Source organism: Thermodesulfobacteriota bacterium (genome assembly GCA_040753795.1).
Taxonomy (GTDB): Bacteria; Desulfobacterota; Desulfobacteria; order Desulfobacterales; family Desulfosudaceae; genus JBFMDX01.
In genome coordinates, this window is the sequence record JBFMDX010000006.1 from 148,916 (window position 1) to 161,954 (window position 13,039).

Consider the following 13,039-nt stretch of genomic DNA (forward strand, 5'->3'; position numbering starts at 1 on the left):
GAACCATCAATTCTTCACCGACAGATCGATAAAATGAGCGATTTTTAAACTTTTTTTAATGAAGATACTCATTCTTAACGGTTGCTATGGCTAACAAAGCTGCCACACCCATAAAAAAACCCAAGAAAAAACCGGCCATCAATAAAATCGACGGCTTTCAGCCAGGCGATCTTGTCGTTTACCCGGCGCATGGCGTAGGCCGTATAGAAGCCATCGAGTCAAAAACCATCGGTGACACCATCGAAGATTTTTACATCATGAAAATCATCGAAACCAGCATGGTGATCATGATTCCGGTAAAAAATCTTAAGACCGTCGGCATCCGGGAAGTCATACCGAAAAAAGAGGTCTCCAAAATCTACAAAATAATCCAGCACCAGAGAGAAACCCCGTCACCGGCAGACAATCAAACCTGGAACCGACGATACAAGGAATACATGGACAAAATCAGGACCGGGTCTCTTTACGAGATCGCGGAAGTCTTCAGAGACCTTTTTATTTTGAAAATGACAAAAGATCTTTCCTTTGGGGAAAGGAAACTGCTGGATACCGCTCAAGGATTACTGGTCACGGAGCTGTCCATTGCCAAGGGGGCGAAAGAACGCTCCGTCATGTCGGAAATTGAGTCTTTTTTTCCTAAATCTCCGTCCCAGCATGCAGCAGAATCATCCTGACGACTTTATCCTGACCGCCGACAGCCGGCATAAAGACATGCGGCTGGATCAGTTTATATCCGAAGAAAGCATCTGTTCCAGAAGTCTGGCTGCCTCTCTGGTTAAAAAAGGCGTTATTCGCGTCAATGATCAGACGGCCAAACCCTCCCATAAAATAAAGCCCGGGGACAAGGTAACCGGACATGTTTCCGATGATTCATCCCATCAGATGGAGCCGGAATCGATTCCGCTGGAAGTGATCCATGAGGATCAACATCTGATCATCATCAATAAACCGCCCGGACTGGTCGTGCATCCGGCTCCCGGCCATTTCACCGGCACCCTTGTCAACGGGCTGTTGTCCCGATATCCGGAGATCCGTTTTATTGGAGACGAGTCCAGGCCCGGCATCGTGCATCGGCTGGACCGGGATACATCCGGCGCGCTGATCGTCGCCAGGTCAGAAGACTCCTTTGAAAAACTGACCGCCATGTTCGCTTCAAGAGCAATCGATAAAAAATATCTGGCGATCATTTACGGCTCACCGGAAAATGAAAGAGGATCCATCCGCCTTCCCATCGGTCGGCATGTCTCCGACAGAAAAAAAATGTCGGTCCACAGCAGCAAAACCCGTCAGGCAGAAACGGACTGGCACGTTCTGAAACGATTTGGTGACGCCAGTCTGCTGGAAATCACCATCAAAACCGGCCGCACCCATCAGATCAGGGTGCACTGCGCGGCAGCGGGAACGCCGGTGGTGGGAGACGACACATATAAAGCCAGATGGACCAGACAACCGGCTCATTTTAAAGACAGAGCGGTTTTCGATTTTCTATCGCAGGCACCCCGTCAGATGCTCCACGCCTGGAAACTGGAATTTACCCACCCGGATACCGGGGAAAGGGTGAGGTTTACCGCGCCGGTGGCAACGGACATGAGGCAACTGCTGAAGGATCTCAACCGATCGGGTTAATTTTTTTCCCGGTTGTAACAAAGACGGCAGCAATCCAGGCATCGCTCCGCTTCCTCGCGAGCGGTTTTCTCCGGAAGGACCAGATCCACTTCCTCAAAGGTTTTGATACGGCTGCCGACCTCCAGTTCAGGCATCACGGCCCGCTTCTTTGGGGTGACACCCTCCACGGAATTAAAGATAGAGCCCTCTATGGTTTTCTTAAAAAGGGATTTCTCCTCCGGCACAACCGGTTCGCCTTTGAGAAAGAGATCAATGGAGCGGGCGGCGCGCCTTCCGCCGCCGATCGCCTCCACCACCAGGGAGGCCCCGGTAGCCGCGTCGCCGGCCGTAAAGATATTGGGAACATGGGTTTGCAGGGTATCCGGATCCACCTGGTCAATGGTGTCCCAGCGGGTCGTTTTCAGCTCTCCGCCCCGCCGTCCGGCTTCGGCGGCTATAAAGGACACGTCCGGCCCCTGGCCAATGGCCAGAACGATCATGTCCGTTTCCAGAACCTGGACGGCGCCTTCCTTGGGAACAGGCTTGCGCCGGCCGCTGGCGTCAGGTTCACCCAGCTCCATTTCCTGGACTTCCAGACCCGCCACATAGCCCTTTTCGTCGCCGATAATCCGGTTGGGGGAAAACAGATATTTCAGATGAACGCCTTCATGTTCGGCGGCATCGATTTCGACCTTGTTGGCCGGCATTTCGTTCCGGGTGCGGCGGTATACGATGGACACTTCTTCCGCGCCCAGACGGATCAGCGTCCGGACGCAGTCTATGGCAGTGTTCCCGCCGCCGATGACAACGCATTTTTTCCCCACCGGAACCGGTTCCTTGCTGACCCCCTGCTGCCAGGCGGCGAATCGGGTCAGAAAAGAAATGCCGGTGTAAACGCCCTTTAAGTCATTGCCTTCGATCTTAAGACCGGAATCTTTCCAGGCGCCGATGCCCAGAAATATAGCGTCATACCCGGCCGCCACCAGGCTGTCGATATCAAAATCCCGGCCGAGCTTCATGTTCGGCTGGTGAGCAATGCCAAGGTTGAGAATCCCCTGGATTTCCCAGTCCAGGGATTTTTTGGGCAGCCGGTATTCCGGAATGCCGTACCGGATCATGCCGCCCAGTTCCGGCATGGCATCAAAAAGGGTGACGTCATGGCCCACCCGCCGCAGGAAATAGGCGCAACTCAACCCCGCCGGGCCACCGCCGACGACCGCCACCTTCTTTCCCGTTTCCGGGGCGCAGGATATGGGAAAGCGTTTGCCTGAATTCATTTCGTAATCCGCGACAAAACGCTTCAACTGATTAATCGACACCGGCTCGTCTTCCACCCCTCTGCGGCAACGGTCTTCGCAGGGATGAGGGCAGACTCGGCCGCAGGAAACCAGCAGAGGATTGCGTTCCCGGATGGTACCGACCGCCCCCTCGTAATCCCCCTCTCTGATCTGCCGGATATAGCGGGGAATATCGATCTGGGCCGGGCAGGTCTGAGCGCAGGGGGCATGGGTTCCGTCTTCCGTGTTCATGGCCAGCAGCCGCTCCGACATGGTTTTAACCGTGATAATGTCTTTGGGACAGGCTTTCTCGCAGGCCCGGCATCCGACGCACTTCTGTTCGTTGACAATGGGGAAACCGTCCGGTCCCATGTCGATGGCGTTAAACAGGCAGGCCTTGATGCAGTCGCCGTATCCCAGGCAGCCGACCTGACAGACCCGTTTGCCGCCGTACAAGGCAAATGCGGCCCTGCAGGACTGCACTCCCATATAAGTGTAGCGATTATCAGCGCGGTCACCGCCCAGACAGGCGTTTTCCGATACCGCGGGCTCGGCACTGCCCGCCGCCAGGCCCATAATGCCGGCAATGGCCGACGCCGATTCCTGGCCACCGACGACACAGACCCCCACGGGCGCCTTTCCCGCCACCACGGCGGCGGCAGCGGCGGCGCACCCGGCATAACCGCATCCGCCGCAGTTGGCGCCGGCTGTTTTGGCTTCAACCTGGGCAATGCGGGGGTCTTCATAAACATAGAACACGCGAGAGGCGACAGCCAGCATAACGCTGCTGGCCAGGCCCAGTCCCAACATGGAAAGAATTGCCTCAAACATTGTCTGCCCCTTACAATCTGGAACGATTAGTGATGTTACGCCATCCCTTTAAAAGCGAAAAAAGACAGAGCGATCATGCCGGCGGTCACCAGGCCGATGGAAGTGTCCTGAAGCGGTTTGGGTACCCGCGCCAGAGTAATCCGTTCCCGCAAACCGGCGAAAAGAACCAGCGCCAGCCCGAAACCGACGGAATAGAACAAAGAAGAGGCCACCATCTGCATGAAGCTGTATTCCTCTTTTATGTTTATCAGACAGACGCCCAGGACCGCGCAGTTGGTGCTGATCAGCGGCAGGAATATCCCCAGGCCCGCATAAAGGGCGGGAATACTCTTTTTCAGAAACATTTCGACAAACTGGACCAGTGCCGCGATGACCAGAATAAACGTCAGCGTTCTTAAAAATTCAATTTCGAACCGCTTCAACAGATAAACATCCAGAAGCCATGTGAGAATTCCGGCCAGCACCAGAACAAACACAACCGCCATGGACATGCCCACCGCAGTTTCCATTTTTTTGGATGTGCCCAGAAACGGACAGTTCCCCAGAAACTGGGCCAGCAGAATATTGTTGATCAGGATACAGCTGATGGCAAAGACCAGATACTCCGTCATTTCCGCTCTCCTATTTTCCGAACATGTTCATGACACACAGCATCAGGCCAAGGCAGATGAAAGCCCCCGGCGCCTGGACCAGAAACGAAAAAGGCATGAAGGCATCCCCGAACAGTGTAATGGTTTTCCCGAAAATGGTTAATGTTCCGGCTCCAAGGGGCTCACGCATCAGCGCGATGGCCGTCAACGAGAGGGTAAACCCGACACCCATCCCCAGGCCATCGGCAATGGACGGGAGAAGTGAGTTCTTGCTCGCAAAGGCTTCGGCCCTGCCCAGCACAATGCAGTTGACGACGATCAGGGGGATAAAAATGCCGAGTTGCAAAAAAAGGCTGTAGGTATAGGCCTGCATGACCAGTTCCACAACGGTTACGAAAGTTGCAATGATCACAATGAAGCAGGCGATTCTGACCTTGGAAGGGATAACATTCCGGAGCAATGAAATCAAAACATTGGAACCGACCAGCACAAAGGTAGTGGCCAGTCCCATGCCGATGCCGTTTTCCACTTTTGTCGTCACCGCCAGCGTGGCACAGATGCCGAGCACCAGCCGGAAAGGTGGAATTTCCTTCCATAACCCTTTGGTAAATTCCTGCATGACGGTTTTTGCCATATTCGACTCCCTGAGCTTATTATAAATTTCCTGTTTTGTTTTTTATTTCAGTTTCCAGCCGGCCATAGCGTTGTCCGGCGCTGGTGGCGGCGTTACAGACGCCACGAGAGGTAACCGTGGCACCGCTGATGGCGTCGATCTGACCGCCATCTCCTTTAACCTTAAATTCCTGGTTCGCGGCCAGGCCGACAAAACGGCCGACCAGGTCCGGTTCCGTCTTGGCTCTGGAGCCGATCCCCGGGGTCTCACTATGCGTCGTCACCCCCGCGGAAATAATCTTGCCGCTTTCAATATCCACGCCCACCATCAACCCGACATCTCCTCCGAAACCGCCCTTACCGCTGGAATTAAACGCCACATACCGTACCTTGCCGTCGACGGCTACGGGGAAAAGAACAATCGCTTCCTTCCCGTCCTGGAGAGTGAATCGGTCGGCGATCATGTCGTTGGAGGCTTTCGTGAACATCTGCTTCAGTACCGGTCCCTGCACAAAATTGAGCACCTGCAGTTCGATTTTTTCCTTGGTCGCATCCCTGACCCCGGCCAGCAGACCGCCTGAAGCCGCCGTCAAAACGGTGAGCACTACCACCATCTTAATTAATTCACGCATTATGCTACCTTCCCCATTGCTTTTGGTCTGATTTTATCGATAAGTGGATTGATCAGGTTCATCACCAGAATGGCAAACACCACACCGTCCACATACACCCCGATGTTTCTGATTAACACCGTCATCACTCCCCCGCCGACGCCGTAAATCAGCATGGGAGTCAAATTGACCGGAGAGGAGGAATCCTCGGTGGCGAAAAAAACGGCGCCGGCCAACGTATATCCGGCCAGCAGGTGAAATACCGGACCGGCGTATGCGTCCGGGTTTTTCATGTTGAATGCCAGGGCCGTAACCGCCACACCGACCAGAAAGGAAAGAACGATCTCCCAGCGAATGAAGCCCCGGATCATCAAATAAAAACCGCCGATGATGATGCCCAGGCCGAAAGCGGTACCAATGCCGCCGGCCTGTTTGCCCAGCAGAAGATCACCGGCCGTAAAAGAGGCAACCGTTTCCGGCCCGAAATATTTGGCCGACCAGAGGGGATCGACCATGTTAAAGCCAGTCACGTAATCGGCCAGCATATGATTAAAATCCATCAGCATGGGCCATCCCGTCATCAGCATGGCCGTACCCATGAGTACCGGGTTGAAGGGATTCGCGCCCAGTCCGCCGAAGATCTGCTTGCAGATGACCACCGCCAGGAAAGTACCCGTCACCACCACCCACCACGGCATGGTCGCGGGCAGGAGCATGGCCAGGAGCAGACCCGTCAGGGCGGCATTGCCGTCTCCCACCGTAACCGGACGCCGGGTGATCTTATTCATCAGAAACTCCCAGCCGATGGCCGTCGACACGGCCAGGGCGACGACGCCGAGAGCCGGGACACCGTAGGTCACGATTCCGGCGATAACCGGGATCAGCGCCGCCAGCAGAATATTGTAATGCCGGGCCGCGATCGAGCCGCCGTCATGCCAGAATGGCGCGTGTGAAACAACCAGTTTTCTCTCGCTATGCATGTTCCGCCTCCGCCGCATTATGTCTGGCAAATTCATACTTGCCGAGTTTGATGTACTGGAAAACCGGGATATTCGCCGGGCAGGCAAAAGCGCACAGTCCGCATTCGATACAGGAGAGAAGGTCGTATTGATCGGCTGCGGTGGCGTAATCCCCGGCACCCAGGTACCGGATCAGCATATTGACCGGAACCCGGGCCGGACAAATCCGGACGCAGTCGCCGCAGTTGATGCAGGACCGGTCCGCCACCCCGGGAATCTGCCCGGCGTCCTGGACAATCACGATATCCGTATCCGCTTCCACCGGATGGGATTCCGAAAAAACCGCCGAACCGGTCATGGGGCCGCCAAAAACAATGCGATCGTTCTCATTCACTTTTTCGGAACAGGCGGTCAGGACGTCTCCGACGGGTGTGCCTATCACGGCCGAAGCCATGACCTTTTCTCCGCTTTTCTTGATCACGGTAATCATTTTCCGGCTTGGCACCATGCCGGTATCGCGGGCTTTTCCCAGTGAAGCCACGGCCTCGGCGCTGATGAAACAGATACCAGCCTCTTCACAGGCGGATCCGGCCGGGACCGTGATTCCCAGGCAGTCCCGGGCCACCAGGCGGGGGTTGGCCGCCGGGTACTCGGGTTTCAGCGTTTTAATTTCCACGCCCGCGGTTCCTCCCTCGGAAGCCATGGCGCCGGGAATCGTCAGTACGATTTGCCTGGCCCCGGAAATCTTCCGCAGGACGTCAATCCCCTGTTTTAACGCCGCCATCTCGTGTTTGACGGTATACGCCCGGGTCACGCCCAGAACGTCTTCATCCGCGCCCTGAATAACAATGGTATGGATCTTATCCGCAAAAGCGAACAACCCGTCAGGAAGCCCTCCCGGTATACACCGCAGAAAATTCCCGGCCGTCTCGATCGTAATGTCCCTTCCCGCTTCCTGAAAACGGCTGCCGGCAGCCGTTTTGCCCTTATCAACGGTAATGGTAATCCCGGTGTATTTTTTACCGAAATTTCCAGTGTGGGAAAAAACTGACGTCACCGTTCCGCCCAGAGAGGCCTCGGCATATGCCAGGTTCCCCAGGACCGGCTGAATTTTCTGGCCGCTTTCAACCCCATCTCCGGTTTTAAAAGCCAACTGATCTCTTCGCACGAAATCCGCCTCAACAAAAAACGTGATCCGGGACGGTTCCGGAACTTTCTGCAGCATCGGAAAACCATCCGTTTTTTCATACCGGACGCAGGGCTTAACCACTCCAAAAAACGATCGTCTTATCATCGTCCAACCCTTATTTTCGTAAACATTATTTGTGTGCTGTCAGTCCGTCTTCAGGTTACTGGGCATGACAGGCTTCGCAGGCCGTCGGACCGGACCCCATCTCTTCATGACAGTCGATGCACTGGGCATGCATGGCATCCACGGATTTCTGATAGGTCATGATTTTCGCCTGACCCTCCACCTCCTCCGGGTCATGGCAGTCTCCGCAAGCGGCCGGAATCGTCTCACCTTCCGCCAGTTCATGACATTTCTTGCAGGTCCAGGTATCGGGTTCGTTCTCCATCAGCACGTGATGTTCATAATGAACATCCTTGACATGCTCATCTTTTGAAAGCGGATGGCACTCGGCACAGATCGCCGGCTCTTTTTTCGGCAACGCGGATAAATGGCAGGTGTCGCAGGCCCGGAAAGACGCTTCCTCGCCATGATGATGACAGACGGTGCAGTCCCCCTCATAGTCCGTATGGCCCTGGTGATCAAACAGAACGTTACCGGCCACGCCCATGAAAACCTTCCTGACGGGTGGTTCGTCAGGGAGACGGGCCGGCTCGCCGGCCGCGTAGCAGACGACCCCCACAATCAGCAGGACAATGGCCAGAGCATAGCTGAACTTCGTGTTTTCTTTTAATATCATCTGTCTACCTCATATTAGCATTAACCAGACCAATCCCAAATTAAAGTGTACTTATTAACACAATCATTATTCGGTTTTCCAGAATTTTTATTCGGAATCAGGAAAAAAATCACGGCCGGGGCGGCTTCCCCCGGATAACGGCCACAAAATGGGAATGCGGCAAGACGAGGCCGGGGACGGCCTGTATGAATTTTATCGGGGCATCGGTTGGCGAGAGAAGATTCGACCGCTTTATTCCAGGGGCGGCGCGATGACTACCCTCCGGTCTTCTTTGCGGCTCTTGGCTTCATATAGCGCCGCATCAACATGCTTGAGGAGGCGATTCAGGTCGGCCTTTCCTTCAGGAACGGCGGCTACGCCGAAGCTGACCCCGACCCTGACATCGCGTTCATCGGCCCAGCGCAGGAATTCACGCTGCAGCCGGAGCGCCACCTCTTCGGCCCCCGCCAGGTCCATGTCCGCCAGCATGAATACAAATTCATCTCCGCCGTAGCGGGCGACGATGTCTGACTTCCTCAACCACTCATCGGTCAGGCGGGCGAAAAACCGGAGCACCTCATCTCCAAAGGCGTGTCCCAGTTTGTCATTCACTTCTTTGAAATTGTCCAGATCCGCGAACATCACCACCAGGGGTATCTGCTTGCGATCATGCAGGGAAAGAAGATAATTCGCGGTGCGGATAAAGGCGTTCCGGTTATATAACTTTGTCAGCGGATCCTGCTGGGCCATCATTTCCGCTTCCTTTTTCATGCGCTCGATCCGCTTGAGCAGCAGGTAGACATAAAAAATGGCGATGGCGATGAAAAGTATTACAAACGCAAGCGGATATGGCACCGCCCGGAAAAACAAGATCTGCCGGACGGCAAAGACCGGAATACTTATCAGCAGAATGCTTAAGAACTGTTCCAGGAATATTTTCAGGCCGTGCTGCATGCCGTTGCCGAGGACGGCGATCATCACCAGCAGTCCTGAGGGGGGCACATCAAAAGGATCGACCAGTACGCCGGTGAAGGCGGCCAGAATATCAACCCAGGCGGCCAGCCGGATACCGGCCCAGCCCATTCCCCGGGAACGGTACCAGGCCCACCAGGCCATATGGAACAACAGGAAGGCGCCGATTACAGCCGCCACGCCGGCGGCGGATAAAATAAAGGGCTGAATCGGCATGGCAAAGAAATAAACCGCCGCCAGCACCCCCAGGACCACACGAATTGCCAGCTGGACCCGGGGCATATAAATACCAGGCTTCGCAATCCCGGCCGACACAACATCCGATCGAACCGCGTTTTCTTCAAAAGTGGTCGTCAATACAAAAGCTCTTATATACGTTAGCGATTTAGCGTCAACCCCGTTAATCACCATACCACAAAACGCGAAAGTTAAAAGGGTTTCTTTGATACCAGGCAGTTAGCGCCTCGGAACGGGACAGCGTGTTGCGGCCAATCCTGTTAAAACGATGTGTTGCCGATCCATTCAGGAGGGTTGCCCGACTGACGAACCTGGCTTGTATGAGGCTGGGGGAAAGGAGTTACAGGCGACAGTCAAGACCGGCGCAACGCCGGTCTTGACTGTCCGGCCATATTACTTCTGGCTTCGTTTGGATGCCTTCAGGGGATTGACTTTGGTCTTGGTCTCGACCGGCGTGGTTTCCACATGGGTGGCCAGGTTGCACGGTCCGTTTTTCCACTTCTTGGCGGGATCGGGCGTGGCGGAGCAATACCACCCGGTCGGGTATTCAACCGCCCGCTTGCACCCCTGGCAAGCCTCAACAATTGGAAGACAGACACCTCCCTTATATGAACAGCCCTTGGCGGTCATAAGCGGGCATTCCGTGTTGGTTTTGACTGTGGAACACTGCATGATTGACACCTCCTTTATAGTTCCGTTCCTTCCGGAATCAACTTAAAATCAATCTTTTAAAATCTTTAACGCACTGATGTCAAGTTAATTTTTTCATCCCCGACCGGTTCTTCGGCGCCGCCGTTCTATCCGATATTCATTCCTGCCGGACTCGACCGACAAGAAACGTATTGAATACGTAATATTAAACTGGTATAGCAACATGAAAATAAAACCGACCGGCAAAGGGGAATGCAAACATGCGGATCGTAACCCGTGCGGATTTTGACAGTGTCGCCTGCGCCGCCCTGCTGTATGATGTTCTCCCTATCGACCGGGGCATCAACTGGGTGGAGCCGCACCAGATGCAGAAAAAAGAGGCCGTCATCGAAGCCGATGACGTCATTGCCAATCTGCCTTATCATGAAAATTGCGCCTTGTGGTTTGATCATCACTACTCCAACCGGATCGATGTGCCGTTTAAAGGACTTTTCCGGATCGCGCCATCTGCCGCCGGACTGATTTACGAGTATTACCATGACCGATTCAGCCGCGATTTCAGTGAGTTGTCGGCCCAGGCCGATAAAATCGATTCGGCTGACCTGACGCAGGAAGAAGTTCTTTCTCCTGAAAGCCATCCTTATCTGCTTTTGTCCATGACCATCAATGGTCACGATCGACGTGATATGCCCTACTGGAATGATCTGGTCCGCCTTATCTGGAAACAACCGATCGGAGAAGTAATGGCGGATGACCGGGTGGATAAAAAATGCCGGGCAGCCATTCAGGAAAATTCTCGCTACAGGGATTTTCTTGAAAAATATACCCGCCTGGTCGGCCCGGTGGCCGTGACGGATTTCCGGTCATTGGGAAAAGCACCAACAGGAAACCGGTTTCTGGTGTACTCGCTTTTCCCGGAATCGGTGGTCAATATGAGGATACGTTACGATAGCGAAAAGCGGAACACGATTCTGGTCAGTGTGGGGCACAGCATTTTCAACCGCAACTGCCGTGTGAATGTGGGTGACATGCTCTCCCGCTTTGAGGGGGGTGGGCATGCCGCCGCCGGCGCCTGCAGCTTTGACGCCGCCAAAGCGGATGACTATATCCCGAAAATCATCGACATCCTGGTGAAAAACGAACCGGGCGGTGCCGATTAACATCAGCCCCGCCCGGGATTCATCGCCTGTTCAACATCTATCGGGCTATACCGGCACGATCCACCCTTCCGGCCCTCTGGCCCGGCCATACTGGATATCCGTCAGGGCGTCGAATATCTTCTTTGAAAACGATCCCGCCTGACCATCGCCGATGGTAAACACCTCCTGGCCGTATTTCATCACCCCCACCGGGGAAATCACCGCGGCCGTGCCGGAGCCGAAAACCTCCTTGAGATTGCCGCGATGGTGCGCCTCAACAACCTCATCGATGCTGATCCGTCTCTCGCTGACCGGGTGCCCCCATGAACGCACCAGTGTTATAACGGAATCCCGGGTGATGCCGGGCAGAATGCTTCCGCTTAAAGCCGGTGTAACGATTTCATCTCCCAAAATGAAAAAGATGTTCATGGAGCCGACTTCCTCCACATACTTCAGATTGACCCCGTCCAACCACAGCACCTGGGTATAGCCTTCATGATGGGCCACTTCGGTGGCATAGAGGCTGGCGGCGTAATTGCCGGCCGTCTTGACGTCGCCCACGCCGCCCCGCACCGCCCGGACATACTCTTTAGATACCCAGATCTTGACCGGATTGAACCCCTCCGGATAGTAGGCCCCCACCGGGCAGAGGATAATGGCCAACCGGTAGGTCGCCGATGTTTTCAGGCCGATATACGGGTCCGTGGCAATGATGAACGGCCTTATATATAATGATGTGCCGTTGGCCGCCGGCACCCAGGCCTTTTCCAGCCGGATCAGTTCGATGAGATATTGCAGCATCGCCGCCTCATCAAATTCGGGAATACACAGCCGCCGGGCCGAAGCGTTCAGGCGTTTCAGGTTCTGTTCGGGGCGGAACAGCTGGACCTCGCCTGTCTCGGTTCGAAAAGCCTTCAGCCCCTCGAAAATCGCCTGACCGTAATGCAGTACCATGGCCGCCGGGGAAAGCACAAAATTCCCGTAAGGCTCAATGCGGGGATTATGCCAGCCCTTTTCCGGGGTATAGTCCATGTTGAACATATGATCCGTAAAGACAGTGCCGAACGCCAGCCCGCTGTCCTGGGGATGAGGTTTTAATTGATTGGTCTTGGTAACAGATAAACCCATAATGCCTCCTTACTCATTGTCATAACGGCCGCCATGTCCCGTTATATCCCGGGGGTGCCCATATCCCAGAGCATCAGACCGGTGGTCCGGTCATATTCCCTTACCAAGGGCGGACCGATCAGTTCCGTGATCCGCGCCTCCCCGGCGAAAATCACCGTTCCCGGGAAGAGATGGCCGCCGATGGTTCTGCCCCCTTCTTCGCACAGAATCACATGGGCATGCGCAAACGGCTGGCCGTCCTTGACGGAAATATTGCCGGTACAGGAAAGGATCTCGAGACTGCCCTCGGCCGTAAAGGTGACATAAACCTGCTGCTTCTGGTCATAGGTTCCCAGGGTCGCCCTGGATACGGCACCGATCAGGGAAAACTCGGCGGTCTGGATATCATGACGGGCGCAGAAAGTCTCCAGCGTTGCCGCCAGATCCCCGCCATGGGGCAACCGGCCGACGAATCGCCTTCCGGCGGAATATTCTCGACAGTTCATCATTTCCATGATATCCCCCGCATCACCATCATGCG

The 13,039-nt window shown here is 54.9% G+C and carries 14 protein-coding genes; 3 read left to right on the forward strand and 11 right to left on the reverse strand.

Going from position 1 to position 13,039, the window contains the following annotated elements:
* Positions 1-86: 86 nt before the first annotated feature.
* Entirely contained in the window at positions 87-674 is a 588-nt protein-coding gene (locus AB1724_09645) for a CarD family transcriptional regulator (protein MEW6078062.1), read from the forward strand.
* The gene (locus tag AB1724_09650) at positions 655-1,626 is read left to right on the forward strand and encodes an RluA family pseudouridine synthase (GenBank protein ID MEW6078063.1); all 972 of its coding nucleotides are present in this window, start codon (positions 655-657) and stop codon (positions 1,624-1,626) included. The genes AB1724_09645 and AB1724_09650 overlap by 20 nt, the downstream gene beginning before the upstream one ends.
* Here the strand turns inward: AB1724_09650 and AB1724_09655 are convergent.
* From AB1724_09655 to AB1724_09695, 9 genes are all read right to left on the reverse strand, one after another.
* Entirely contained in the window at positions 1,623-3,713 is a 2,091-nt protein-coding gene (locus AB1724_09655; protein ID MEW6078064.1) for an FAD-dependent oxidoreductase, read from the reverse strand. The genes AB1724_09650 and AB1724_09655 overlap by 4 nt on opposite strands.
* Before the next feature lie 35 nt (positions 3,714-3,748).
* Positions 3,749-4,324: an RnfABCDGE type electron transport complex subunit A gene (locus tag AB1724_09660; GenBank protein MEW6078065.1), complete on the reverse strand. Its 576-nt coding sequence runs from the start codon at positions 4,322-4,324 to the stop codon at positions 3,749-3,751.
* 10 nt (positions 4,325-4,334) lie between these two features.
* Positions 4,335-4,937 carry an electron transport complex subunit E gene (locus AB1724_09665; protein ID MEW6078066.1) on the reverse strand — a complete coding sequence of 201 codons (603 nt, stop codon included), beginning with the start codon at positions 4,935-4,937 and terminating at the stop codon, positions 4,335-4,337.
* A gap of 19 nt (positions 4,938-4,956) precedes the next feature.
* Positions 4,957-5,547 (reverse strand): RnfABCDGE type electron transport complex subunit G, encoded by a 591-nt coding sequence (gene rnfG / locus AB1724_09670; protein MEW6078067.1) that lies wholly within the window; start codon positions 5,545-5,547, stop codon positions 4,957-4,959.
* Complete coding sequence (locus AB1724_09675) at positions 5,547-6,506, reverse strand: RnfABCDGE type electron transport complex subunit D (GenBank protein MEW6078068.1); 960 nt, start codon at positions 6,504-6,506, stop codon at positions 5,547-5,549. Before AB1724_09675 ends, rnfG begins: the two co-directional genes overlap by 1 nt.
* The gene (locus AB1724_09680; protein ID MEW6078069.1) at positions 6,499-7,710 is read right to left on the reverse strand and encodes a 4Fe-4S dicluster domain-containing protein; all 1,212 of its coding nucleotides are present in this window, start codon (positions 7,708-7,710) and stop codon (positions 6,499-6,501) included. Before AB1724_09680 ends, AB1724_09675 begins: the two co-directional genes overlap by 8 nt.
* Before the next feature lie 124 nt (positions 7,711-7,834).
* Positions 7,835-8,413 (reverse strand): cytochrome c3 family protein, encoded by a 579-nt coding sequence (locus AB1724_09685; protein ID MEW6078070.1) that lies wholly within the window; start codon positions 8,411-8,413, stop codon positions 7,835-7,837.
* A gap of 231 nt (positions 8,414-8,644) precedes the next feature.
* Positions 8,645-9,646 (reverse strand): GGDEF domain-containing protein, encoded by a 1,002-nt coding sequence (locus tag AB1724_09690; GenBank protein MEW6078071.1) that lies wholly within the window; start codon positions 9,644-9,646, stop codon positions 8,645-8,647.
* A gap of 348 nt (positions 9,647-9,994) precedes the next feature.
* Positions 9,995-10,273: a PxxKW family cysteine-rich protein gene (locus AB1724_09695; protein ID MEW6078072.1), complete on the reverse strand. Its 279-nt coding sequence runs from the start codon at positions 10,271-10,273 to the stop codon at positions 9,995-9,997.
* 239 nt (positions 10,274-10,512) lie between these two features.
* Between AB1724_09695 and AB1724_09700 the strand changes: the two genes are divergently transcribed.
* Positions 10,513-11,412 carry an exopolyphosphatase gene (locus AB1724_09700; GenBank protein MEW6078073.1) on the forward strand — a complete coding sequence of 300 codons (900 nt, stop codon included), beginning with the start codon at positions 10,513-10,515 and terminating at the stop codon, positions 11,410-11,412.
* A gap of 45 nt (positions 11,413-11,457) precedes the next feature.
* On the opposite strand, the gene AB1724_09705 is transcribed toward AB1724_09700, so the two are convergent.
* Both AB1724_09705 and AB1724_09710 read right to left on the reverse strand, forming a co-directional pair.
* Complete coding sequence (locus tag AB1724_09705; GenBank protein ID MEW6078074.1) at positions 11,458-12,519, reverse strand: branched-chain amino acid aminotransferase; 1,062 nt, start codon at positions 12,517-12,519, stop codon at positions 11,458-11,460.
* Between the two features lie 41 nt (positions 12,520-12,560).
* On the reverse strand, positions 12,561-13,007 hold the full coding sequence (locus tag AB1724_09710; GenBank protein MEW6078075.1) for a PPC domain-containing DNA-binding protein: 447 nt from the start codon (positions 13,005-13,007) through the stop codon (positions 12,561-12,563).
* Positions 13,008-13,039: the final 32 nt, after the last annotated feature.